General features: G+C 63.9%; 23 protein-coding genes. 9 read left to right on the forward strand and 14 right to left on the reverse strand.

Going from position 1 to position 22,668, the window contains the following annotated elements; genetic code table 11:
• Window positions 1-27: 27 nt before the first annotated feature.
• From DCM80_RS21275 to DCM80_RS21290, 4 genes are all read right to left on the reverse strand, one after another.
• Window positions 28-309, reverse strand: a complete 282-nt coding sequence (locus DCM80_RS21275) for a hypothetical protein (RefSeq protein WP_028135136.1) — start codon at window positions 307-309, stop codon at window positions 28-30.
• Between the two features lie 102 nt (window positions 310-411).
• Entirely contained in the window at window positions 412-1,227 is an 816-nt protein-coding gene (locus tag DCM80_RS21280) for an enoyl-CoA hydratase (protein WP_257193522.1), read from the reverse strand.
• Between the two features lie 321 nt (window positions 1,228-1,548).
• Window positions 1,549-1,920, reverse strand: coding sequence for a helix-turn-helix domain-containing protein (locus DCM80_RS21285; protein WP_020608151.1), 372 nt, complete (start codon window positions 1,918-1,920; stop codon window positions 1,549-1,551).
• Between the two features lie 29 nt (window positions 1,921-1,949).
• The gene (locus DCM80_RS21290; RefSeq protein WP_028135138.1) at window positions 1,950-2,999 is read right to left on the reverse strand and encodes a LysR family transcriptional regulator; all 1,050 of its coding nucleotides are present in this window, start codon (window positions 2,997-2,999) and stop codon (window positions 1,950-1,952) included.
• Between the two features lie 405 nt (window positions 3,000-3,404).
• Here DCM80_RS21290 and DCM80_RS21295 point away from each other — a divergent pair, with 405 nt between their 5' ends.
• The 4 genes from DCM80_RS21295 to DCM80_RS21310 all read left to right on the forward strand — a co-directional run bounded on the left by DCM80_RS21295 (window position 3,405) and on the right by DCM80_RS21310 (window position 6,910).
• The gene (locus tag DCM80_RS21295) at window positions 3,405-3,752 is read left to right on the forward strand and encodes a hypothetical protein (protein ID WP_257193523.1); all 348 of its coding nucleotides are present in this window, start codon (window positions 3,405-3,407) and stop codon (window positions 3,750-3,752) included.
• Between the two features lie 204 nt (window positions 3,753-3,956).
• Window positions 3,957-4,688: a cytochrome c biogenesis CcdA family protein gene (locus DCM80_RS21300; protein ID WP_257193524.1), complete on the forward strand. Its 732-nt coding sequence runs from the start codon at window positions 3,957-3,959 to the stop codon at window positions 4,686-4,688.
• 143 nt (window positions 4,689-4,831) lie between these two features.
• Window positions 4,832-5,104, forward strand: a complete 273-nt coding sequence (locus DCM80_RS21305) for a hypothetical protein (protein ID WP_257193525.1) — start codon at window positions 4,832-4,834, stop codon at window positions 5,102-5,104.
• Between the two features lie 258 nt (window positions 5,105-5,362).
• Window positions 5,363-6,910, forward strand: coding sequence for a heme peroxidase family protein (locus DCM80_RS21310; RefSeq protein ID WP_257193526.1), 1,548 nt, complete (start codon window positions 5,363-5,365; stop codon window positions 6,908-6,910).
• Between the two features lie 79 nt (window positions 6,911-6,989).
• Here DCM80_RS21310 and DCM80_RS21315 read toward each other — a convergent pair whose 3' ends face one another.
• The 6 genes from DCM80_RS21315 to DCM80_RS21340 form a co-directional block, all read right to left on the reverse strand.
• Complete coding sequence (locus DCM80_RS21315; protein WP_257193527.1) at window positions 6,990-8,045, reverse strand: ABC transporter substrate-binding protein; 1,056 nt, start codon at window positions 8,043-8,045, stop codon at window positions 6,990-6,992.
• A gap of 4 nt (window positions 8,046-8,049) precedes the next feature.
• Window positions 8,050-8,382, reverse strand: coding sequence for a hypothetical protein (locus tag DCM80_RS21320; protein WP_257193529.1), 333 nt, complete (start codon window positions 8,380-8,382; stop codon window positions 8,050-8,052).
• Window positions 8,379-9,137: an ABC transporter ATP-binding protein gene (locus DCM80_RS21325; RefSeq protein ID WP_239622150.1), complete on the reverse strand. Its 759-nt coding sequence runs from the start codon at window positions 9,135-9,137 to the stop codon at window positions 8,379-8,381. Before DCM80_RS21325 ends, DCM80_RS21320 begins: the two co-directional genes overlap by 4 nt.
• Window positions 9,134-9,940 carry an ABC transporter permease gene (locus DCM80_RS21330; protein ID WP_257193531.1) on the reverse strand — a complete coding sequence of 269 codons (807 nt, stop codon included), beginning with the start codon at window positions 9,938-9,940 and terminating at the stop codon, window positions 9,134-9,136. Before DCM80_RS21330 ends, DCM80_RS21325 begins: the two co-directional genes overlap by 4 nt.
• A complete protein-coding gene (locus DCM80_RS21335; RefSeq protein ID WP_257177296.1) occupies window positions 9,937-10,758 on the reverse strand; it encodes an ABC transporter permease in 822 nt (273 codons plus the stop codon). Before DCM80_RS21335 ends, DCM80_RS21330 begins: the two co-directional genes overlap by 4 nt.
• A gap of 121 nt (window positions 10,759-10,879) precedes the next feature.
• Entirely contained in the window at window positions 10,880-11,701 is an 822-nt protein-coding gene (locus DCM80_RS21340) for a FadR/GntR family transcriptional regulator (protein ID WP_257177297.1), read from the reverse strand.
• 512 nt (window positions 11,702-12,213) lie between these two features.
• Here DCM80_RS21340 and DCM80_RS21345 point away from each other — a divergent pair.
• The 3 genes from DCM80_RS21345 (at window position 12,214) to DCM80_RS21355 (ending at window position 15,128) form a co-directional block, all read left to right on the forward strand.
• On the forward strand, window positions 12,214-13,212 hold the full coding sequence (locus DCM80_RS21345) for a TRAP transporter substrate-binding protein (protein WP_257193532.1): 999 nt from the start codon (window positions 12,214-12,216) through the stop codon (window positions 13,210-13,212).
• Between the two features lie 84 nt (window positions 13,213-13,296).
• Entirely contained in the window at window positions 13,297-13,812 is a 516-nt protein-coding gene (locus DCM80_RS21350; protein WP_257193533.1) for a TRAP transporter small permease, read from the forward strand.
• Complete coding sequence (locus tag DCM80_RS21355) at window positions 13,809-15,128, forward strand: TRAP transporter large permease (protein WP_257193534.1); 1,320 nt, start codon at window positions 13,809-13,811, stop codon at window positions 15,126-15,128. The genes DCM80_RS21350 and DCM80_RS21355 overlap by 4 nt, the downstream gene beginning before the upstream one ends.
• 43 nt (window positions 15,129-15,171) lie before the next feature.
• Here the strand turns inward: DCM80_RS21355 and DCM80_RS21360 are convergent, their stop codons facing one another.
• Window positions 15,172-16,446 (reverse strand): serine hydrolase, encoded by a 1,275-nt coding sequence (locus DCM80_RS21360; protein ID WP_257193535.1) that lies wholly within the window; start codon window positions 16,444-16,446, stop codon window positions 15,172-15,174.
• Window positions 16,447-16,608: 162 nt separating this feature from the next.
• Between DCM80_RS21360 and DCM80_RS21365 the strand changes: the two genes are divergently transcribed.
• Window positions 16,609-17,526 carry an intradiol ring-cleavage dioxygenase gene (locus tag DCM80_RS21365; protein WP_257193536.1) on the forward strand — a complete coding sequence of 306 codons (918 nt, stop codon included), beginning with the start codon at window positions 16,609-16,611 and terminating at the stop codon, window positions 17,524-17,526.
• 21 nt (window positions 17,527-17,547) lie between these two features.
• Here the strand turns inward: DCM80_RS21365 and DCM80_RS21370 are convergent, their stop codons facing one another.
• Complete coding sequence (locus DCM80_RS21370; RefSeq protein WP_257193537.1) at window positions 17,548-18,438, reverse strand: LysR family transcriptional regulator; 891 nt, start codon at window positions 18,436-18,438, stop codon at window positions 17,548-17,550.
• A gap of 100 nt (window positions 18,439-18,538) precedes the next feature.
• Between DCM80_RS21370 and DCM80_RS21375 the strand changes: the two genes are divergently transcribed.
• Window positions 18,539-19,408, forward strand: a complete 870-nt coding sequence (locus DCM80_RS21375; RefSeq protein WP_257193538.1) for an SDR family oxidoreductase — start codon at window positions 18,539-18,541, stop codon at window positions 19,406-19,408.
• 67 nt (window positions 19,409-19,475) lie between these two features.
• Here the strand turns inward: DCM80_RS21375 and DCM80_RS21380 are convergent, their stop codons facing one another.
• Together DCM80_RS21380 and DCM80_RS21385 are read right to left on the reverse strand one after the other, a co-directional pair.
• Window positions 19,476-21,209, reverse strand: coding sequence for a bifunctional protein-serine/threonine kinase/phosphatase (locus DCM80_RS21380; protein ID WP_257193540.1), 1,734 nt, complete (start codon window positions 21,207-21,209; stop codon window positions 19,476-19,478).
• Between the two features lie 60 nt (window positions 21,210-21,269).
• The gene (locus DCM80_RS21385; protein WP_257193541.1) at window positions 21,270-22,109 is read right to left on the reverse strand and encodes a formate/nitrite transporter family protein; all 840 of its coding nucleotides are present in this window, start codon (window positions 22,107-22,109) and stop codon (window positions 21,270-21,272) included.
• Window positions 22,110-22,668: the final 559 nt, after the last annotated feature.

Genomic DNA, 22,668 nt, shown 5'->3' on the forward strand with positions numbered 1-22,668 from the left:
AGAAAGGGGCCCGCGAGCCCCTTCGTTTCACCAGCGGCGCCAGTGGTGGTGATGACGCCAGCCCCACGGACGCGGGCCGTAGAAGCGCGGGCCGCCGTAATAGCCGTAGGCGCGGTAGTAGTTCGGGCGCCACCAGCAACGGCCCCAGGGATTACAGACCCAACGCACCTGATCGACGTCGGCGGCCGGGCCCTTTGCAAGCTGGTTCGCCTGCGGAATGCCGTTCGGCATGGCCGCGAGGGCCGGTCCCGAAGCGAGCGCCACACCGCCGATGGCAGCCAGACCGAGCACAGCAAGTTTGAATGTCATCGCAACCTCCCTCATTGGTGGCGGGAGAACTATCGCGCGATCAACTGGTTGCTGCCGCAGCAAGCTGCACGAGGAATTTAATCTTCCTGAATAGAGGTTCAGCTACCTGCCCTGGAAGCGCGGTTTGCGTTTCTCCATGAAGGCCTGCCGGCCCTCGCGGAAATCCGCGCTGTCCATGCAGGCATGGCCGATCGCCTTGATGGCGTCCATGTCGCGCTGGCCTTCGTCCTTCAGCACCTGCGCGATCGTGATCTTCGCGGCCTTGATCGCGAGCGGAGCGTTCTCGGAGATGGCATGCGCGATCGCCATCGTCTCACCCCACAGCTCATCGATCGGGAACAGGCGCTCGACGAGGCCGATACGCAGCGCCTCCGCGGACTCGATGCGCATGCCCGTATACATCAGCAGCCGGGCCCAGGACGGGCCGACCAGCGACACCAGATGCTTCAGGCCGTCATAACCATAGGCGATGCCGAGCCTGGCCGCGGGAATGCCGAACTGGCTGCCGTGTGCGGCGAGGCGGATATCGGCGAGCATCGCGACCTGCATGCCGCCGCCGAGACAGAAGCCCTCGATGCAGGCGATCGTCGGCTTGGGAAAGTCGGCGAGCAGCGCGCGCTGGGCCGCGCTGCGCTTGGCGTATTGCTCGGACGCCGCCGCATTATGGCGGGTCTTCTCGAACTGGCTGATGTCGGCGCCGGAGACGAAGGCCTTGCCGCCGGCGCCGCGCAGGATCACGACGCGCACCCTCTCGTCGTCGCGCAAGGCCTTCATTGCCTCGCCAAATCCCTCCCACATCTCCAGCGACATCGCGTTGCGCTTGTCGGGATTGTTGAAGGTGATCACGCCGATGCCGTCAATGACGCGCTTGAGGATCTTGCCGTCGGCGTAGGATTTCTCATCGGAGGTATCGGGCATCGCGCGCTCGCTTGTCATTGACAGGTGCAATGTGCTGCGAGGGCATCGCCGCGGTCAACGGCCACCGGCGAGGCAGCTTGCATCCGCCTGTGCCGCCATTGCATGGCGGCGGTGCCGCTGCGCCGGTAAGACGGGACGAACGACTCGGAATCTGACAACAAAAAGGGGCGGTCAGACCGCCCCGGAAGCGAAGGCCGCGCGCGGAAAGCGCGCGGGCCAAACCGGACGCAACGACATGCGATCCGGGTCCCGTTCAATCCGGCCGCGTCCCGTGACGCGGCGGATTGAAGATCGGCCGTAAAGGCAGATCGTCGGCCGATCTCAGCTTTCGTTCGCTGCGATCGATTCCATCAGCGAGACCAGCTGACGCTGCACCGTCTGGTCCTTGATCTTGCTGTAGGCACGCAGCAGGCGCAGGCTGAAGGCCGAATCGAGGAAGAGCAGGCTCTCGACTTCGCGCGCCTTGTTGTCGCCGTCGTAGAAGAAGGTCACCGGCACGTCGAGCGCGGAGGCGATCTGCTGAAGGCGAGCTGCGCCCACGCGATTGACGCCCTTCTCGTACTTCTGGACCTGCTGGAAGCTGACGCCGAGCTTCTCGCCGAGCTCGGCCTGCGAGATCTTCATCTCGACGCGCCGCAGGCGGATCCGCTTGCCAAGCTCGATGTCCGGCTTGCCGGCACTACGCTGCTTCATTCTCTTTGCCGCTGCTTTCATCTTCGTTCTCACCTTTGTTCTTCGGTTGAAAATCCCCCGAAGAGCTGGGTCAGGGGTTCGCCCATGTACGAGTCCTTGAATTCATGCGGGTGCACGAACTCTTCCTTAAACCACGGGAAACGAGCTGGACTGAACGCTTCGATCAGCCAGTCGATCATGTGCCGCACGCGCGGAATACGGCCGCTACCGGGATGGTAGGAAAGCCAGATATCCAGCGGTCGGTTCAGCTCGACCTCCAGTGGAATCAATTTCCCGCCAAGCGCAATGGCGTAGCTGGGGAAGACGCCGATGCCGGCGCCATTCGCGACCGCCCAATAATTGGCGCTCGAGACATTGGTTTTCATGACCAGAAGGTCCCGTTCCGAAACGCCCGGGAAGAAGCTTTCGAAGGATTCCTTGGCGGCGAGCTGGTCGGCGAATTGCAGCACCAGGCGATGCTTGATCAATTCCGCCGCCGAACGCGGCGCGCCGTGTTTTGCGATGTATTTCTCGGAGGCCCAGAACATCAGGTGCATGCGGCCGAGCCGCACCAGCTTGATGTCGAGGGCCGAGGGACGGGACAGATGGATGGCGACGTCGGCCTCGTGGCGCGAGACATCGGCCGAGCGCATCGCGCAATGCAGGTCGACCAGGATCTTGGGATAGGCCTGCTGGAATTCGACCAGGCGCGGCGCAAGCCAGAACGTGCCGAGCCCCTCGGTGACGGCGACCCGGACCTCGCCGGACAGCGCGTTGGCCATCGAATCGCTGGCCCGCAGCACGTCGAAGGTGGCAGCTTCCATGCGCTCGACGGCGGACACCACCAGCGCGCCTTCATCGGTCAGATGGGTGCCGTGGACGTCGCGGGTGAACAGCGTGGTGCCGGTCTGGCGTTCGAAATCGTCGATCCGCCGGCGCACCGCGTTGATCGACAGCGACAGCCGTTCGGCCGCCGACCGGAAACTTCCGCATCGGACGACTTCGAGAAATATGCGGGCCGCATCCCAATCCGAGAGGCCGCTGAGATTTGTCTTTGGGCGTTCCGCCAGAGGAACGCCCCTTTCCGCCAAGGAGTGCATACAAGTCCCTTCGGACAGCTAAACTGGCAGAATCTGGCGCAAACCACAACCACTGCGGGTTGGGGGATGATGAGTTTTGAACTGTCATCCTTACCATCTAGGGTGAGTGGTATTTAGGTGCTGGCATGGGCTGGGATTCGGGTGAATTTGTCGCCTGTACGAGGGGTGTGGCGTGGGTTCCGTTGCGAGCCGTGAAATGGCTGCGGGATTGCAGGCGCTGTCCGCGATGACCGTCTTTGTGCGCTGGCCTGCGCCGTCTCGGTCGATGGATCAATTGCAGCCCGCCAGACGTTCCCTTCTCGATCGCTTTGAACGGCGCGAACAGCGCGGCGCGGCCACGTTGGCCGGAATCGCAGTTTCACGGCGGAAACCAACTGAAATCAGGTTCAGAGGGGCAGCGGCCTCATGCTATCCTGGGTATTCCAGGGGCGCCGAGGGGATCGTCACAATCACGTCTCGCAGGCCGAATTAACGGAAAGAACGCCGGTGTCGCATTCAGACGAACAATTGCAGTCGGTGCTGGAAACACTCGAGGGATGCCGCAAGGTTCTCAATGCGTGCAACAGCCGGGAATCGGCCGATCTGCTCTCCATCGTCATCCTCGACGTCAGGATGAAGCTCAAAGGAATAGACAGTGCCGATCTCAAGGCATTGTGCGATGAAATGCTGCGGAGCGCTGCGAGCGCGCCGCCAACCCCTTCCAAGCAGACGCAGGACCAGCCCCGGCGTCCGCTGCTCCGCGTGGTGAAGTAGCCGCGCCGCCGAACCTCGCTTTTTGGCGAGGTTTGTGCGCGTCTCGATGCCGCACCTGTGATCGCAGACGGCATCGGGCGGAGCCCTGGTTTCGTGCGCCTCTGTTGCGCATTCTCCGGCATCGGCTACACCAGAGCCGGTTCGCTCCGGCCGGGCGCATTTCCCGCGCGCCGTACCGGTCCCTGAGATGGCTCAGACGGCATCATGCAAAATGTTTCGATCCCGGCGGCTCTGATTGCCGGCCTCGTCAGCTTCCTTTCGCCTTGCGTCCTGCCGCTGGTCCCGCCCTATCTGGTCTACCTCACGGGCGCCACGATCGAGCATGTCGAGAGCGACGAGCCGGCGGAGGCTTCCAAGCGCGCCATCCTGTTGTCGGCGCTGCTGTTCGTGCTGGGATTCTCCACGGTATTCGTCGCGCTCGGCGCCAGCGCCTCGCTGATCGGCGGGCTGATCCGGGCCTGGTCGGCAGAGCTTTCGATCCTCGCCGGCCTCGTCATCATCGTCATGGGCCTGCACTTTCTCGGGCTGACGCGTATCGGCCTGCTGATGCGCGAGGGACGGCTGCCGATCCCGAAGCCGGTCGGCCTCTGGGGCGCCTATATCATGGGCCTCGCCTTTGCCTTCGGCTGGACGCCCTGTATCGGCCCGATCCTCGCCGCGATCCTGTCGATCGCCGCGGCTGAAACCACGGTGATGAAGGGCGCGGGTCTGCTCGCGGTCTATTCCGCGGGCCTCGGTATTCCGTTCCTGATCGCCGCCCTGATGATCGAGCAGTTCTCGGCACTGTTCGCACGCATGAAGGGCCACCTCGTCAATGTCGAACGCGCCATGGGCATCCTGATGGTGATCACCGGCATCGGCTTTCTCACCGGCGCGGTCTCGAATGTGAGCATCTGGCTGCTGGAGACCTTTCCAGCGCTGCAGACGATCGGCTAGCTGCCCCACGGGAACCGGGGTTTTCACGGATGAAAACCGCAAGGAACCGTTGAGAACCGTCAGGCATGCTACCTGAGAGCAGGTCTCCAACCTTTCCGATCCCGAGGCGTTGGAGCACGGACAATTGCATGATTGGAGATCTCGTGACCAAGACAGTGCGCCTAGAGCCCTTGTCGGGCAACGTGGCCCTGGTGGCCTGGCAATTCGTCGGACAGCCCTTGCAGGAGTGGCCGAGCTGGGTTCAGTCGAGTTGCTCGCTTCAGAAGGATGCCGAGGGAAAATTCGAGCTTCGGCACGAGCGGCGTAACGGCACCCAGATCGTCTATCTCGGCGAGTGGCTGGTGCGAGATCTCGATGGCGGCGTCGATTTCTACACCGACGCCGAGATCTGGACGCGGTTCGCTGCGAAACGCTGAAGCGCGACACGATCGCCGCGGATCGTGCGTCACGCCTTAGTCTTTCTTGCTTGAGCTTCGAGCGGTCAAAAGCCCGTGTCGTCAGTGGGGCAAAAAGCCTCGCCGGTAGGACACACCTACATATGCAATCTGTGGTAATATCTCATTTTACTGCACCCTGAGGGGCAATTTTCAAAGACCTATACTGAAACGGGAATTTCAGCCCAATCGACAACTTCGTCGCCCCTCTCCCTACAGCATTTTAAGCAGGAGCAAGCGATGGGAACCGACGTCAACGTTCATCCCGGTCATGGCAAGGCCGGACGTCAGCCGACGCGACAATTTCTCGATACGCTTTCCGGACACGAAGATCCCGGCATGTTCGGGCGGATGTTTCCGACCCTGGAGCCGCTGGCTGTCGATGACGGCCCGCTGCATGAACTCGCCGATGCGATGAAGGACCCCAATCCCGGCGATCCCGCAGGAAACAATGCCAACGTACCCGCCGGCTTCACCTATCTCGGACAATTCGTCGACCACGACATCACGCTCGACCTGACCTCCTTCGGCGAGAAGGAAGCCGATCCGATGGCGGTCACGAATTTTCGCACGCCCGCCCTCGATCTCGACAGCATCTATGGTCTTGGTCCGGACGGAAGCCGCCACCTGTACGCGCGCAATTCAGCGAGCGACAGCGGCAAGACTCCGGGTCCCAAGCTCCTGATCGGCAAGACCATCAACGTCGACGCCATCACCGGCGATCATCGCAACGACCTGCCGCGCAATCCCGAGGGGTTTGCCCTGATCGGCGATCACCGCAACGACGAGAACCTTCTCGTCGCGCAAACCCACCTTGCGATGCTGAAGTTCCACAACAAGGTCTGCGATCAGCTCGCGGCGTCGGGCAAGCCGGCGGGCGAGATCTTCGAGGAAGCGCGCCGCATCGTGACCTGGCACTACCAATGGATGGTCCTGCACGATTTCGTCGAGCGGATCACCGAGAAGGGCATCGTCGCAAAGATCCTCGAGCAGGGTCGGCGCTTCTACCGCTTCAAGAAGACGCCCTACATGCCTGTCGAGTTTTCAGGGGCGGTCTATCGTCTCGGTCACAGCATGGTTCGCCAGGTCTATAGCCACAACAGGATCTTCACGCCCGGCCCGGGCGGTATTCCTGCAACTCTCGATTTGCTGTTCAGGTTCACCGGTCTTTCGGGAGGGATCATCGGCGACCTGGCGCCGAACCCGATAACGCCGCCGCTCCCGCTTCCGGTGCTTTCAAGCAACTGGATCATCGACTGGCGGCGCTACTTTCAGGTGCTGCCCAACAATCCTCCGGGCGTGGGGTTCAATCCGTCGCGCAAGATCGATCCGTTCGTCGTGCCGCAGCTCCACACCTTGCCGGGCGAAGGCGGCAGCCTGCCGTTCCGCAATCTCAAACGCGGCGTGTTGCTGGGATTGCCGTCCGGGCAGGACGTCGCCAAGGCCATGAAGATCAAGAATCCTCTGACCCCAGACGAAATCTCCAAGGGGACTGACGGTGCCGTGGCGAAGAAGCATGGCCTGCACCAGCACACCCCGCTCTGGTACTATATCCTCAAGGAGGCGGAGCAGCGGGGCGGCGGCGAAAGGCTCGGACCGGTCGGCGCGACGCTGCTCGCCGAGGTCTTCGTCGGCCTCGTCCATGGTGATCACCAGTCGTACCTGTGGCTCAAGGGTAAAAGCTGGAAGCCGACGCTTCCATCGCAAGTGCCGGGCGAGTTCACGATGGCCGACCTGCTGCGCTTCGTCGGCGATATCAGCCCGATCGACGGCATCTCGACCGTCTAGTCCAGGCCCCCACCGGCGTTGCAGGCGATGGGGTAGACCGGCGCGCACGGCGCGCCGGTCTGGACGGTTGCAACAAGGCTCACGGCTTGAACACGTAGCCCGGCGTGATCGCCGCCGTCGCCGGAATCGGCGGCAGGTCGGCGAACAGCTCGGGACGATCCTTCATGACCTTGAGAATGTGCTTCGGCTCGATATGCGCATTGACGTCGAAGGTCGATTTGAGGATGCCGAGACGGGCGAGCCGGTCCTCGGCGCTCCACAGCGCGCGGTAATTGTTCGCCGACAGCCGGCGGTCCGCTTGCTGGATGTTGAACTGCATCGCGGTCTCGGCGACCTCCTGCTTCAGTCCCGGTATCCAGCGCGTGGCAACTTGCGCCGCCAGCTTCGGGTTCTTGCGCATCCATTGGTCGGCCTCGGAGACGGCCGCGAGGAATTTCTCGATGGTCTCGCCGTTGGCCTGCACCCAGGGGCGAAGCGCCACATTGAAGCCGATATAGGAGATCACGTCGCCGCCCCTGATGATCTCGACGGCGCCCGGCACGTCCTTGCCGGCAACGATCGGCCAGGGATCCCAGCCCGAGAACGCATCGATCCCCTTGGCGAGCAGGGCGACCGTCATGTCCGGGGGCGGCGTGTTGACCAGCGTGACATCATCGGGCTTCAGCCCGGCCTTCTCCAGCGTCGCCAGGATATAGAGATGGTTGATCGTGCCGAACGACGCCGCGATTTTCTTGCCCTTGAGCGTCGACAGGTCGCCCTTGACGATGCCCGAACCTTCGCGCGCGATGATTGCCATGGTCGCGTCGGACCCGGCCTTGGTAGCGTTGCCGCTGTAATTGCCGAGCGCGACGAGGTCCATGCCGCGCAGCACGGCGCCGATCATGGGCACGCCGACCTGCACGATTTCGCTCTCGCCCGCCTGCAGCGCGTTCAGCGCGTCGACGCCGGTGGCGTAGGGGCGCGCGATCGTGACGTCGAGCCCGTTCTTCTCGAAGAAGCCGCGCTCGAGTGCGATCGGCAGGCCGATCTGGTCGATGCCGGTGACCATGCCGGCCTTCAGTTTCGTCAGGTTCTGGGCGCTTGCCGGCACCATGCCGGCCAGAAGCGCTAGTCCAAGCAACACGAGTCGTTTCATAGTCTCAGCCTCCCTCTTTTATCGGCCCCACCGCCGTCACCCAGTAGGGCCGGGCGACGGCGTTGAGGTCCGTTCTTTTGACGCCACGCAATTCGATCGAATGCTCGTCCGTGCCCGACACGCGTCCGTATTGCTGGAACGCGAGCACATGGAATCGCTCCGGCGTGAACGGCAGCTCGATCTGGACATTCACTTTTTCCGACGTGCCTTTCAGCTCCGGCGCGATCTTGCCCGGGGCCGCGATGGTCAGCCAGAGCTGAAACAGCGCCCAGGCCGCGACGGCGCCGAGCACGACGCGTGCCTTGGTCGAGCCCAAGACGTCGGAGGCGATGCTCATGCCGCGCGCACCATCTGCAGCACCCGCGCGGACAGCTGCTTGAACCGGTCGTCCTTGACGAGGTCGTCCCAGACGCGGGGACGAGGAAGGTCGACCGCGATCTGGTCGAGCACGCGTCCCTTCGACAGCACGACCACGCGGTTGGCGAGAAACACCGCTTCAGCCACGTCATGGGTGATGAAGATCACCGTCGGCTTGCGCTCCTGCCAGATGCGGGTCAGCTCCTCCTGGAGCGTCATGCGCGTCTGCGCATCGACGCTGGCGAACGGCTCGTCCATCAGCAGGACGTCGGGGTTGTTGGCGAGTGCGCGCACCACGCCGACGCGTTGCTGCATGCCGCCGGAGAGCTCGTTGGGATAGCGATGCGCCGCGTGCGACAGCCCGGCCAGCGCGAGATATTCGCGTGCGATGCGGTCGCGCTCGGCCTTCGGCACGCCGCGCATCTTCGGGCCGAAGCCGACATTGTCGAGCACCGTCTTCCAGGGAAACAGCGCGAACGACTGGAACACGACGCCGCGCTCGGGACCGGGCCCGTGCACCGGCTTGCCGTCGAGCAGGATGTCGCCCTTCGAGTAGGGAATGAAGCCGGCGATCATGTTCAGGATCGTCGTCTTGCCGCAGCCGGAGGGGCCGACCACCGAGATGAACTCGCCGGGCTCGACGTCGAGCGAGACGTCGTGGACGGCGGTGACGTGTGCGCCCGCATAGGGGTCGAAATAGGTCTTGCCGAGATTGCGCAACGAGAGCGTCTTCATGATGTCACCAATCCCCAACGCTGGCCGGTCGCGCGCTCGAGCGGCGCGAGGATCCAGGCGTCCACGATGTACCAGAGCAATCCGAGAATGATCATGCCGAGGATGATCTCGACGGTGGAGCCGGCGCGGCGCGCATCGAACATCATGAAGCCGATGCCGGAGGTGCCGACGATCATCTCGACGGCGATCAGCGCGCGCCAGCCATAGCCGAGCCCGTTGCGAAGTCCGGTGATGATGTTCGGCAGCGCGCCCGGCAGCGTCACCTCCCACAGCACGCGCGCGCGCGAAGCCCCGAGGCTCAAGGCGGCGCGCGAGAGGTCCCGCGGCACGGATTCGACGCCGAGCACGGTGTTGAGCACGACCGGGAACAACACGGTGTAGACGATGACGAAGGTCATCGTCGTCAATCCGAAGCCGAACCAGATCAGGAGGATCGGCAGCCAGGCGATGTCGCCGATGGCCTGGAAGAACAGCAGCACCGGCCAGCAGATGCGGTGCGCCCAGCGGCTGGTGCCGATCAGGATCCCTAAGGGAATGCCGAGCGCCATGCCGGCCGCGGCACCGGTCGCGAGCCGGATCAGGCTGTCCTGGAGATAGTCGGGCAGGATGCCCTTGTAGGTCAGCGTGACGAACGCGCGCACGACGTCGGCCGGGCCCGGGAAGAACGCACGCGGAAACAGTCCGGCCTCGCTCACCGCGGTCCACAGCGCCAGCACCGGGATGAACGGTATGATCGCGGCGAGCCCCGGCCAGCGCTGGGTCAGACGGGTATAGCCGGCCCAGATCTGCAGCATCAGATTCATGCGCGCCTCACCATTCCCCAGCGCTCGATGGTCGCGCGCTCGAGCGGGACCAGCAGCAGGCGATCGATCAGAAGCCAGAGCACGCCGATCACGATCATGCCGAACACGATCACCTCGGTGCGGTAGAAGTCGCGTGCGACGAACAGCATGTAGCCGAGCCCGACATTGGTCGCGATCATCTCGGCAGCGATCAGCCCGCGCCAAGCGAAGCCAAGGCCCGTCCGGATGCCGGTGACGATGTTGGGGAGCGCGCCCGGCAGCAGCACCTCGGTCAGCAGCGCCCAGCGGCCGGCGCCCAGCGAGGCGGCAGCGTTGCGTAGCGTGTGCGGAATGGTTCTGACGCCGAGCAGGGTGTTGTAGGCGACGACGAAGAACACGGCATTGAAGATCACGAACACGATCGCGCCGAAACCGTAGCCGAACCACAGCGTCGCGATCGGAATCCAGGCGATACCGGCGAGCACCGAGAAGAAGCGGAACAGCGGCGTGAGAAAGGCCGCAACCGTCGGGCTGACCCCCATGGCGATGCCGAGCGGCACGGCGGTGGCAATGCCGATCAGCGTGCCCAGGGCGACGCGCAGGAGGCTTGCGCCGACATGGGCGAGCAACGTGCCGTCGCGGATCGAATCCAGCGCGGCGGTACCGACCGCACCGACGGAGGGAAACACGCGCGGATTGACGTTGAAGAGCGGGACGACGGCGGCCCAGATCGCGACCAGGGCCAGCAGCGGCGCGACGAACATCGCGATTCCCGCCAGCGAATTGACGCTGCGGATCAGCCGCGACGATCGACCTTTCAGACTGCCCGTCACCTGCATCTGGCCTCCCTCGCGTTCAGCAATGCCTGTGCCGGCATTTCGCGCTGATCATTCCCGACATCGTAACCCGGTCCTGCAACAGATCCCAGGCGGCGCAAGGATGTGGCCCGAGCCCTCCCTGTCACGGGTCATGGCGTCTTCTCTTGGGCTTGAGGGGCGACGTCCTGGTCACGCGCACGTCCGATCCGCCCGCTCTACGTGTCGCCGCAGCGATGACTGTCTTGCGGTTCGACAGCTTCAATCGGGTGTAGCCCAGCAGCCGTTCCATCGCGGCGCGCGCCTTCTCCGGGTTGCCGCTCTCGATGGCCCGCGCCGCCGCCGCGTGGTTCGGCAGATTGTCCTTGAACCAGCCGCCGGGGCCCCCGACGGCGACGGTGAATACGGTGCTCAGAATGGTATCGATCGCGCCGCGAAAGCCCTGAAGCACCGGATTGTGGGTCGCGTCCAGGATGGCAAGATGGAAAGCCTTGTCGGCTGCGAGAGCGCTGGCCTGGTCTCTTGCCGTCTGCATCGCAGCCAGGGCCGTGTCGATCCGCCAGCGGTCGTTCCTGGTGGCACGTTCGGCGGCGAGCGCCGCGGCGGCCGGCTCGATGATCGAGCGCACCTCCTGGATTGCCAGCAGAAGGTCGCGATCCGGCTCGTCCTGGCCGACGAGCCAGCTCAGCACGTCGCGGTCGAGCAGGCTCCATTCGTGGCGCGGCAGCACGTGCGTGCCGTGGCGCGGCCGCACACTGACGAGCCCCTTCGCGGCAAGCGTCTTGATGGCCTCGCGCACCACGCCGCGTCCGACGCCGAACCTTGTTTCGAGCTCAGGCTCGGGTGGCAGCGTCGTCCCCACGGGGATGAGATCCTGGGCGATCTCGCGGCCGAGCGTCGTCAGCACGGCACGAATGCGGCCGGGCTTGATCGGCTTATCGACGGGGCTCGGGCGCGCTCTTGCCACTCGTATGTTTCTCCCGCCCCGGCCGGTCCCAGCCGGTTTCCTTTATTTTTGGCTGCCACGCCCGGCAGCGGCACAATCATCCGATGTTTAACATCGGATGATTGCGCGAAGGCAAGCTGAATTGTCGCAGGGATCGCTGTGTTGCGCTGCGATATGCAAGGGGCGATGTCCAACGTGCAGATGAGCGGTGGCAGATGTCGCTGTCCGTCGTCGCCATTGAAAACAGCTGGCGGCCGGATCTATCGGCCAGCAGCAGGATGCTGGCGTCCCCGCGGCGCTGCGCCACTGCACAAACGTCATGGGCTAGAGATGAAAGCTGCAGTGCAATAGACGGCGTGTCGGCCGTTCCTGCGTCGAACTGTATCAGCGGCAAGCTTGTCAGCGTCCGGCCGGGCATCCGAATTGGGCTTCCGTGCCGCGATGGATTTTCATACCCTCTCTGCACGCAAGCCGCATACCGGCTGCACTCACGGCCCGGCGACAGGGTCGGAGCATCAAAGGGAGGGGAGACGATGAAGCGAAGGTCATTTCTCGCTGGTATCGGCGCGACCACTGCGGCGGCTACGATCGGCATGCCGTCGATCCTCAGGGCGCAAGCGCCGGTCACGCTGAACGGGGCGGTCCAGTTCAACGACGACCATGCCTTCAACCGGGCTCTGCTCCGGTTCGAGGAGTTGGTGAAGAAGTATTACGGCAAGCCCGTCAATTTCACCCTGCACCGGAACTCTTCGCTCGGCCTCGAGAAACAGTATTTCGAGTACATGTCGCAAGGTAAGGCGGTCGATTACGGCATCGTCTCTCCGGCGCACATGTCGACCTTCGCCAAGGCGGCCCCGTTCATCGACGCGCCTTTCGTGTTCAAGGGCATCGAGCACATGAACAAGGTGGTCGAGGCCAACATCCTGGCGCCGGTCGCCGATGAGGTTGCTGCCAAGGCCGAGGTCGTTCTCATCGGTTACGCCGGCGGCGGCATCCGCAACATCTTCGCCAACAAGCCGCTCAAGAACCTCGCCGATCTCAAGGGGCTCAAGGTCCGCGTGCAGGGTGCGCCGATCTGGTCGAAGACCTTCGCGGCGGTCGGCATGAGCCCGACCGTGATTGCCTATAACGAGGTCTACAACGCGATTCAGAACGGCGTGATCTCGGCCGGCGAGAACGAAGCGGCCGGCGTCGAGGCGATGAAATTCTACGAAGTGGCGCCGCATCTCAACCTGACCCAGCACGCGGTGTCGATCCGGCCGATCTGCTTCTCGGTGAAGACGCTGAAGACCTTGCCGAAGGATCTGCAGGACGCGATCATGAAGGCCGGCAAGGAGGCCGGCGATTACGGGCGTAAGCTCGAGTCGAGCGAGGAGGTCGTCAAGCTCGACACGCTCGAAAAGGCCGGCAAGCTCAAGCGCATCCCCTTCGAGGAGCGGGACGCCATGAAGAAGCTCGCCGATCCCGTGATGGCCACCTACGCCAAGGAGATCGGCGCGGAAGGCATTTTCGAGAAGATCAACGCCGTCTGAGAGCCTTGCGTCCGCCGAGAGCATATCCGGGCAGGCCCCGCTTCCTGCCCGGAGTTGGCGGATGTTTTGCCGCTGGGAGTACCAATGACTGAAATGCCCGTCCCGTCCACACCGTCGCTGTGGCGCCGCATCACGGCGGCTTATGCCAAGTTGCTGGAATTCCTGCTGGCCGCCTGCGTCGGCATTCTCGTCATTCCGGTCACGCTGCAGATCATCTCACGCTACACGCCGTTCATTCCGTCCTACATCTGGACGGAGGAAATGGCGCGCTTCATGTTCATCTGGACGATCATGATCGGTGCCATGGTCGGCGTGGGCGAAGCGCAGCATTTCGAGGTCGACGTGTGGCCCGACCTGTCGCGGCGCTCGGAAGCCGCAGTGCGAATACTGGCGCGTCTCGGCATATTGGCGCTGGCGCTGGTGTTCGTAACGGCTGGCCTCGAGTTCACCCGCTTTGCCTGGAACAGAACGTCGGAGCTGGCCGATCTGCCGCTTTGGCTGATCCACGTCGCCTGGCCGGCTGCCGGGGTCACGTGGATCGTGTTCGCGGGCGAGCAGATCCTTGATGAAGTGCGCGTTGTGGTCGGGGCAAGGCAATGAGCGGCAATGTACTCTCCGCCGGACAGGCCGCGATGGTGCTGTTCGGGGTCTTCGTCGGCCTGCTCATCGTGCGCGTGCCGGTCGCCTTCGCGCTCGGCCTTGCCTGCGTGCCGATCCTGCTGATCGAGCCGCACCTGTCGCTGATGATGCTGGCGCAGGAAACCTTCAATGCCTACAATTCATTCATCCTGCTGGCGGTGCCGTTCTTCCTGCTGACGGCCAACCTGATGAGTATCGGCGGCATCACCGATCGCCTGGTGGCGCTGTCGCGCTCGATGGTCGGGCACTGGCCGGGATCGCTGGCGCAGATCAACGTCGTGCTGTCGGTGTTCTTTGCCGGTATTTCGGGCTCCTCGACGGCCGATGCGGCGAGCCAGTCCAAGATCTTCATCGATGCCCAGACCAAGGAAGGCTACGATCTGTCGTTCTCCATCGCGATCACCGCGGTGTCCGCGGTGCTTGCAGTCATCATCCCGCCGTCGATCCTGATGATCGTCTGGGGCGGGCTGATCTCGACCTCGATTGCGGCGATGTATCTGGCCGGCATCGTGCCGGGCCTCTTGATCGCAGGCGCCCAAATGGCGACGGTGCACATCTACGCGGTACGCCGCGGCTATCCGACCTATCCGAAGTCGACCTGGGTCGAGATGCGATGCGCAATCTGGCAGTCGATCCCTGCCATGATGACGCCGTTCATCATCGTCGGCGGCATCCTGCTCGGCTGGTTCACCGCGACCGAGTCGGCCTGCGTCGCCGTGCTCTATTCCGTGGTGCTCTCGGCGTTCTTTTATCGTGAGACGGGTATCCGCGAATTGTACAAGGCCTTGCTCGATACCGGGCGCCTCGCCGGCGTGGCGCTGTTCTGTGTCGGTACCGCGAGTGCGTTCGGCTGGCTGCTCGCCTATTACAGGATTCCGCAGGAGCTGCTGGCCAACGTCTCGACGTGGGGCATGGGCGCCGTCACGGCTGGCTTCTTCATCTCCTTCTGCTTCCTGGTGGTGGGCTGTTTCCTCGACGCCATCCCGGCCATCATCATCGTCGGCACCGTGCTGGAGCCGCTGGCCAAGTCCGTCGATCTTCATCCCGTCCAGTTCGCAATCATTTCCATCGTCTCGCTGGCCTTCGGACTGGTGACGCCGCCTTATGGCCTGTGCCTGATGATCGCCTGTTCGATTGCGGGCGTACGGCTGCGCTATGCGCTGAAGGACACGGTGATCATGCTGATCCCGATGCTGCTGGTGCTGGCGGCCGTCATCGTCTGGCCTAGCGTGTCGCTGTTCCTGCCGCGCCTGATCGTGCCGGAGATGCTGAAATGAATGCGAGCCCGCGGCCGGCGGCCGCGGGGTTCCGTTCGGCTGGCTACAGGTTGCTCTCGGTGATAGCCGCGTACACCATGCTGCGCAGCTCGCGCCGGATCGGGTAGGCGCTCGACGGCAGCACTTGCGTCATGAAGATCGCGATCAGCTCCTCGGCCGGATCGATCCAGAACGAGGTGGTAGCCGCGCCGCCCCAATTGTATTCGCCGGGGCTGCCGGCGATCAGCGTCTCGGCCGGGCGCATGGTGACGGCGAAGCCGAGGCCGAAGCCGATGCCGTTATAAGTCGCTTCGGAGAACAGCGAGCGGGACACCTCCGGCAGCGCGCGGCCGCCCGGAATGTGGTTGGTCGTCATCAACGCCAGCGTCTTCGGCCCGATCAGCCTGACCCCACCGAGTTCGCCACCGTTGAGCAGGGCGCGGCAGAAGGTGAGATAGTCGGCGACCGTCGAGCACAGACCGCCGCCGCCGGAGATGAAGGAGGGCGGAGACAGGAACGAGCTCGTCGCCGGATCGTCCTGCAGCGTCAAACCTTCGCGGCGCTGGCCGGCATGGAAGGTCATGCCGCCACCGGGATCGGCGGAATAGCAGGCGGCGAAACGATGCGCCTTCGAGGCCGGCACGTGGAAATCGGTGTCGGTCATGCCGAGCGGATCGAGGATGCGTGATTTGAGGAATTGCTCGAAAGGCATCCCGGAGATCTTGCCGACGAGATAGCCGAGCACGTCGGTCGAGACTGAATAGTTCCAGGATTCACCAGGCGAGAATTCCAGCGGGATCTTGGCCAGGCCTTCGATCATGGTCTGCAGCGTGCCCGACTTCTCGACCTCGCCGATCTTTTCACTGCGATAGGCGGCATCGACATTGGAGCGCTGCTGGAAGCCGTAGGTGAGGCCGGAGGTGTGGCGCAGCAGGTCGACGATCAGCATCGGCCGGGACGGCGGCCGGGTCAGGAAGGCCGGGTAAGTGCCGGCGACGAACACGCCGAGATCCTTCCATTCCGGAATGTACTTGGCGACGGGCTCGTCGATGGCGACGAGGCCTTGCTCGACCAGCATCATGAAGGCGACGCTGGTGAGCGGCTTGGTCATGGAATAGATGCGGTAGATGGTGTCGTCCTTGACCGGCAGCTTGCGCTCGACATCGGCAAGGCCCTGGACCGAGCTGTGCGCGACCTTGCCGCGGCGGTAGACCAGAAGATGCGTGCCCGGAAAGCGGCCGGCATCGATGTATCGGCTCTTCAGATGCGCATCGACGCGGTCGAGCGCGGCCTTGGACATGCCGACGGATTCGGGCGAGGCGGGGGTGGGCGCGAGCATCAGTTTCCTCCGGGCAGTTCTGTCGGTTCGTTGATAGCGAAATGACGGCCTCATTCCAAGCCGCTCGCGCTTAACGCAGGGGGCCCGGCTGGTGTAGGCTGCCCCCTGGAACGCCTCCAGGCGGCCCCCGGGGGCGAACGAGAAAACACAGGGCAAGCCATCATGACCCAGTTCAACGAGACCGATCTTACCGAAGCCGTCATCAAGAGCTTCGACAGCACCCCCGATCCCCGCGCGAAATTCCTGCTCCAGGAATTGGTGAGGTCGCTGCACGATTACGTGAGCAAGACCGGCCTCACCTTCGAGGAGTGGGACTACGCCATCGATTTCCTGACCCGCACCGGCCAGAAATGCACCGATACGCGCCAGGAGTTCATCCTCCTGTCCGACGTGCTCGGCGTGTCCATGCTGGTCGACGCGGTCAACCATCGCGACCGCGAGGGCGCGACACAGACCACCGTGCTGGGCCCGTTCTATGTCGGCGAGCACAAGGTGACCGCGCACGGCACCGACATCTCGCCGCACAATCTCACCGGCGAAAAGATGTTCGTGCAGAGCCGCGTCACGGATCTGAAGGGCAAGCCGCTCGCGGGCGTCCCCGTCGACGTCTGGCATGCCGATGACGACGGCTTCTACGATTCACAGAAGCCGAACTACGACGAGGTCGGCGCCTCGGCGCGGGCGCGCTTCATCACCGACGATGACGGCCGTTTCTTCTTCCGTACCATCCTGCCTTGCAGCTACCCGATTCCGACCGACGGCCCGGTGGGCGAGATGATCGTGCAGACGGGCCGCCATCCGATGCGGCCCGCGCATGTGCACTTCCTGGTCAATGCCAAGGGCTATGAGCCGCTGATCACCCACGTCTTCATGGATGGCGACAAATATCTGGATTCCGACGTGGTGTTCGGCGTCAAGGACGACCTCATCGCCAAGGTCGAGCCGCGCGCCGACCCCACGATGCCCGACGGCACCAAGGCAAGCGGGCAGTGGCACCTGATGACTTACGAGTTCCACCTCAAGCCCGGTGGCGGCGTGGCACCGAAGCCGCTGGGGGTGAAGGCCGGGGAGCCGGCGTGAGCGCGGTTTCGAGAGCCAGGATTACCAGCTGACGTAGGCGGCCAGTTCGTCCGGCGTTCCCTTCGGAAAGGCGTCCTTGAGATGATCGAGGAAGGCGGAGACGCGCGCGCTGAGCAATCGCCGCGAGGGATAGAGCGTCCATAGGGCGATGTCTGATCCATCGACATCTGCCCACCGGACCAGCGTCCCGGCGGCAAGATCGTGACTGACGAGCGACAGCGGCAGCCTTGCCGCGCCGATGCCGGCTCTCACGGCATCGCGAACCATCATCAGGGATGACAGCCTAAGCACGGGATCGACCGCGATGCGCGATGGGCCGCTTGGCCGCCTGATGTCCCAAACCGCAGCCTCGTCATCGCCGCGCACGACGGCCGGAACGGCGAGCTTTGCTTTCGGGCGTTTCAGGGCCGGGCTCGCCACGACCAGCATCCGGTCACGCAGGAAGATGCGGCCGACCAGGCTTTCATCCGGATCGGGATTGACCCGGATCACGAGATCGAAGCCTTCCTCGATCATGTCGACGTGGCGATCATCGGTCGTGACCTCGAGCCGGACCTGCGGATGCCGAGAGGCGAAGCTGGCCGCAAGACGGCCCATCGCGGTTTGCGAGAAGAGCAGGGGGGCGCTGATCCGCAATCTGCCCTTTGGCTTGTCCGCGCCGGAGGCGATCGCGGCCGCCGTCTCGTCGAGCTCGGTGAGCAGTGCGCCCGTCCGCTCGTACAGCGCGCGCCCTTCCTGGGTGAGCTTGAGCGTGCGCCCGCCGCGCTCGAACAGACGCAAATCGAGGCTGCTCTCGAGTTCGGACACGCGGCGGGACAACGTCGCTTTCGGACGTCCCGCGGCGCGGGCGGCCTTTCCGAACCCTCCGTGACGGGCGACAAGATTGAAGTCGGCAAGCGCTAGCAAATCCATCTGTTCCACCTGTGAGACGGTCTGTCTAAACATAACGTCTTTCGGCTCGCATGTGGATCACTAATTTCCGGGTGTCCAAACCCCAGACCGGAGTGATCCCATGACTATCCTCGTTACCGGTGCAACCGGCACCATCGGCCGCCAGGTCGTCGATCAGCTCGTCAGGCGAGGCGCCGATGTGCGTGCATTGGTCCGAAATCCTGCGAAAGCCAATTTCCCGGCGAGCGTCGCCGTCGCCCAGGGCGATCTGCTGGACGTCGATTCCCTGCGCAGCGCGTTGTCCGGCGTTTCGACGCTGTTTCTGCTCAACGCCGTGGTGCCCGACGAATTCACCCAGGCGCTGACGGCGCTCAATCTTGCGCGCGAAGCCGGCATCGAGCGGTTCGTCTATCTTTCGGTCATTCACAGCGACCGCTACGTGAACGTGCCGCACTTCGCCGGCAAGTTCGGCGTCGAACGCATGATCGAGCAGATGGGATTCCAGGCGACCATCCTGCGCCCCGCCTATTTCATGAACAACGAGCTCATGATCAAGGATGTGGTGACCGCGCACGGCGTCTATCCCATGCCGATCGGCAGCAAGGGACTGGCGATGATCGACGCGCGCGACATCGGCGAGATCGCGGCAATCGAGCTGATCCGCCGCGAGACGTCCGCCGCTCCGCTTCCGCTCGAACGCATCAATCTTGTTGGCCCTGAAAACCTCACGGGCGCGAAGGCCGCCGCGATCTGGTCGGAGGTGCTCGGCCGCCGGGTCGTCTATGGCGGCGACGACACCGCGGGATTCGAGAAGAGCCTTCGGCAGTTGATGCCCGCCTGGATGGCTTTCGACATGCGGGTGATGAGCGAGCGCTTTCTCACGGAGGGAATGATCCCTGACACCGGCGACGTCGAGCGGCTGACCGACATGCTGGGCCGTCCCTTGCGATCCTATCGCGACCTCGTCGCCGAGATCACGGCATCCGTCTGAGGGGCTTCTTGAACAAGGGGGCCCTGCATCGCTCGCCTCCGATCATGTGGCGAGCGATGCAACCTGATCAGCGCGCGTGCAGCAATGCCAGCAGCACGACGACGGCGCAGGCGAGCGCCGCCGTGGTCAGCTTCCAGAACATCAGCGGGCTGCGCTCCAAGAGCGGTGTAATCCGCGTATCGAGATAGGCGGGGTTGGGCGTGCGCAGCTCGAAGATGAACTCCGAGAGGTCCTCGTGCCGCTTGTAGGGATCGGGATGGAGCGCGCGCCTCAGCGCGCCATCGATCCATGCGGGCACATTGCGGTCGTCGTCGGCCGGGCGGTATTTGAGCTTTCGCACGTCCGCCTTGCGGCGGATCCTGGCGATCTGGGTGCCGTAGGGCAGCTTTCCCGTCAGCATCTGGTAGCAGATCACGGCCAGCGAAAACATGTCGGAGCGCGGCGAGCCGCCTTGCCCGAGAAAATATTCCGGCGCGGTGTACTGCATCGTTCCCAGGATTTCGTCGGCCTCGCCCGGGGGCGCGGCCTCGGCGACGCCGGCGACCCTGACCGATCCGAAATCGATGATCTTTGCGGTGCCGGTCTTGTCGATCAGGATGTTGTCGGGCCTGAGGTCCTGATGCAGCATCTCCATGCGATGGAAGGCGCGCAGGCCCGCGGCGATCTGCTCGATGATGCCGCGCACGGTTTCGAGATCGGGCCGCGGATTGTCGGTCATCCATTGCTTCAATGTCTGCCCCTCGACGAATTCCGTGGCGACGTAGAGATAGCCGCGCCGCCGCGACTGCGACAGCGGCTTGAGCACATGCGGGCTGTCGATGCGGCGCGCGATCCACTCCTCCATCAGGAAGCGCTTGAGATAGGCGGCGTTGTCGCGCAGATCGACCGAGGGCAGCTTGAGCGCGACCGGCTGCTCGGTCTCGGTGTCGACGGCGAGGTAGATATGGCTGCGGCTGCTGCCGTGGATCTCCCGGACGATCCGGTAGCCGTCGAACATCGCCCGCGGTTCCGGTAGCGAAGGCAGCGGCAAGTCCGAGCTCTGATTAAAGATGCCGGACGGCTCGCGCTGCGGCAGCGCATCGATGCGCAGGATCTGGACGGTGATGTTGTCGTCGCTGCCGCGCCGGTAGGCTTCCTCGACGATGGCCTTGGCCGCCGCGTCGAGGTCGGCATGTTCGTTGATCGCGCTTGTGATGTAACGCGCATCGACGAACTCATAGGCGCCGTCGGTGGCCAGCAGGAAGATGTCGCCGGCCTCGATCTCGAGCGCCTGGTAGTCGATCTCGAGCTGCGGATTGATGCCGAGCGCGCGGCCGAGATAGGTCTGCTCGGACGAGACGATGATGCGGTGATCGTCGGTCAGCTGCTCCAGCGCCTTGCCGGCGACGCGGTAGATGCGGCAGTCGCCGACATGGAAGATGTGCGCGGTGGTCGCCTTGATGACCATGGCGCTGAGGGTGCAGACGTAGCCCTTGTCGCGGTCATAAGCGTACTGGCTCTTGCGCGTCTGCGCGTGCAGCCAGGAATTGGTGGCGTCCAGCACGCGGCGGGCGGAGGTCTTCACCGTCCAGGATTCCGACGTGCAGTAATAGTCCATCAGGAAGCTCTTGACCGCCGACTCGCTGGCGATCTGGCTCACGCTGCTGCTCGAGATGCCGTCGGCGAGAACCGCGGCGATGCCCTTCAGGCTGAGCAGCGGCTCCTCCGGAATCAGGACGCCGTGGAAGTCCTGGTTGACGGGCTTGCGACCCTTGTCGGAGTGCTGGCCGACCGAAATCAGGAGTCCGCGGGTCATCGTCATCACCGGGAGAGGGGAGCCTCACCCTGCTCGGGCGCGGCTCCCCTGTCGAGACGGATTCGATCAGGCGGCGACGCGGGGCTTCGCCGCCTTGTCGACCTGGCGCTTCGGCAGGGTCATGACATGCGTGGCGTAGAGGGTCATGCCGGTGAAGGCGAGGCCGCCGACGAGGTTGCCGAGCACGGTCGGGATCTCGTTCCAGATCAGATAGTCCATGATCGAGAACTTGGCGCCGAGCAGTAGGCCCGACGGGAACAGGAACATGTTCACGACGGAATGCTCGAACACCATGTAGAAGAACACCAGGATCGGCATCCACATCGCGATGACCTTGCCGGGCACCGAGGTCGAGATCATGGCGCCGACGACGCCGGTCGAGACCATCCAGTTGCAGAGCATGCCGCGCAGGAACAGCGTCGCCATGCCCGCCGCACCGTGCGCGGCATAGCCGAGCGTCCGGCCCTCGCCGATGTTGCCGATGGCCGCACCGACCTTGTCGGGCGCCTGCGTGAACCCGAACGTCGTCACGAAGGCCATCATGAAGGCCACGGTGAAGGCGCCGGCGAAGTTACCGACGAAGACGAGACCCCAATTGCGCAGCACGCCGCCAAGCGTCACGCCCGGACGCTTATCGATCAGGGCGAGCGGCGAGAGCACGAACACGCCGGTGAGGAGATCGAAGCCCAGGAGATAGAGCATGACGAAGCCGACCGGAAACAGCAGCGCGCCGACCAGCGGCTGCCCGGTGTTGACGTTGATGGTGACCGCGAACCACGCCGCCAACGCCAGGATGGCGCCGGCCATATAGGCGCGGATGATGGTATCCCGGGTGGACATGAAGATCTTGGACTCGCCGGCATCCACCATCTTGGTGACGAATTCCGAAGGCGCGAGATACGACATTCAATGGTTCCTTTGCTTCGTAAGTGAGATCGGCGCGCCCTCTGCGAGAGCGCGGCTGAACGTCCTGGGTCGTGCGGGCGGCCGGCCGCGCACGGCGCTATGGAAAGTCTGGAAGCCGTGGGAATCGCGTCACGAGGATTGCGCCGGCGAGGGCCGCGAAGCAGGTGAGCTTCCGGATGCAGCCGCCAGAGGCTGCAACAATGCGGCAAGCCGCAGTCTTCGTTGACGCCTAGGGAAATGCAAGTTGTGTGCCGCATGGGCGCGCTGGAAAGACGTAGTAATATCAAGACGATGTGTCGTTGCGCAGCTGAGCCTCGGCGCTTCCCTTGGCCTCTTGCATGAGCTTCTGCACAAGGTTTGTGCGTCGCACAAGAATCAAGCAGTCCGCAAATTTCACGAGCGGAACCGGCCTGCGGCAGGCTGGCGCAGTGTCATTAACATATTGATATTCAGACATTTTCCGTAGTGCCGGCCTTGGCACGAAGCTTGAATGGTTCCAGCCGACGCCATTGAAGCCGTCCCGCGAGACTTCTCATCCGATTTGCCGACGCCACCAAGG

The organism is Bradyrhizobium sp. WBOS08 (assembly GCF_024585125.1).
Classification (GTDB): domain Bacteria; phylum Pseudomonadota; class Alphaproteobacteria; order Rhizobiales; family Xanthobacteraceae; genus Bradyrhizobium; species Bradyrhizobium japonicum_B.

Excerpts from the sequence above, each read along its gene's own strand:
- DCM80_RS21360 (WP_257193535.1), bottom strand. The coding sequence starts at position 16,446 with ATGCTCGCGCCCACCCCCGCCTCGCCCGAATCCGTCGGCATGTCCAAG.
- DCM80_RS21350 (WP_257193533.1), top strand. The coding sequence starts at position 13,297 with ATGACTGAAATGCCCGTCCCGTCCACACCGTCGCTGTGGCGCCGCATC.
- DCM80_RS21370 (WP_257193537.1), bottom strand. The coding sequence starts at position 18,438 with ATGGATTTGCTAGCGCTTGCCGACTTCAATCTTGTCGCCCGTCACGGA.
- DCM80_RS21300 (WP_257193524.1), top strand. The coding sequence starts at position 3,957 with ATGCAAAATGTTTCGATCCCGGCGGCTCTGATTGCCGGCCTCGTCAGC.
- DCM80_RS21290 (WP_028135138.1), bottom strand. The coding sequence starts at position 2,999 with ATGCACTCCTTGGCGGAAAGGGGCGTTCCTCTGGCGGAACGCCCAAAG.
- DCM80_RS21385 (WP_257193541.1), bottom strand. The coding sequence starts at position 22,109 with ATGTCGTATCTCGCGCCTTCGGAATTCGTCACCAAGATGGTGGATGCC.
- DCM80_RS21330 (WP_257193531.1), bottom strand. The coding sequence starts at position 9,940 with ATGAATCTGATGCTGCAGATCTGGGCCGGCTATACCCGTCTGACCCAG.
- DCM80_RS21295 (WP_257193523.1), top strand. The coding sequence starts at position 3,405 with ATGCTATCCTGGGTATTCCAGGGGCGCCGAGGGGATCGTCACAATCAC.
- DCM80_RS21375 (WP_257193538.1), top strand. The coding sequence starts at position 18,539 with ATGACTATCCTCGTTACCGGTGCAACCGGCACCATCGGCCGCCAGGTC.
- DCM80_RS21365 (WP_257193536.1), top strand. The coding sequence starts at position 16,609 with ATGACCCAGTTCAACGAGACCGATCTTACCGAAGCCGTCATCAAGAGC.
- DCM80_RS21310 (WP_257193526.1), top strand. The coding sequence starts at position 5,363 with ATGGGAACCGACGTCAACGTTCATCCCGGTCATGGCAAGGCCGGACGT.
- DCM80_RS21355 (WP_257193534.1), top strand. The coding sequence starts at position 13,809 with ATGAGCGGCAATGTACTCTCCGCCGGACAGGCCGCGATGGTGCTGTTC.
- DCM80_RS21335 (WP_257177296.1), bottom strand. The coding sequence starts at position 10,758 with ATGCAGGTGACGGGCAGTCTGAAAGGTCGATCGTCGCGGCTGATCCGC.
- DCM80_RS21275 (WP_028135136.1), bottom strand. The coding sequence starts at position 309 with ATGACATTCAAACTTGCTGTGCTCGGTCTGGCTGCCATCGGCGGTGTG.
- DCM80_RS21320 (WP_257193529.1), bottom strand. The coding sequence starts at position 8,382 with ATGAGCATCGCCTCCGACGTCTTGGGCTCGACCAAGGCACGCGTCGTG.
- DCM80_RS21280 (WP_257193522.1), bottom strand. The coding sequence starts at position 1,227 with ATGCCCGATACCTCCGATGAGAAATCCTACGCCGACGGCAAGATCCTC.
- DCM80_RS21285 (WP_020608151.1), bottom strand. The coding sequence starts at position 1,920 with ATGAAGCAGCGTAGTGCCGGCAAGCCGGACATCGAGCTTGGCAAGCGG.
- DCM80_RS21325 (WP_239622150.1), bottom strand. The coding sequence starts at position 9,137 with ATGAAGACGCTCTCGTTGCGCAATCTCGGCAAGACCTATTTCGACCCC.
- DCM80_RS21315 (WP_257193527.1), bottom strand. The coding sequence starts at position 8,045 with ATGAAACGACTCGTGTTGCTTGGACTAGCGCTTCTGGCCGGCATGGTG.
- DCM80_RS21380 (WP_257193540.1), bottom strand. The coding sequence starts at position 21,209 with ATGACGATGACCCGCGGACTCCTGATTTCGGTCGGCCAGCACTCCGAC.
- DCM80_RS21345 (WP_257193532.1), top strand. The coding sequence starts at position 12,214 with ATGAAGCGAAGGTCATTTCTCGCTGGTATCGGCGCGACCACTGCGGCG.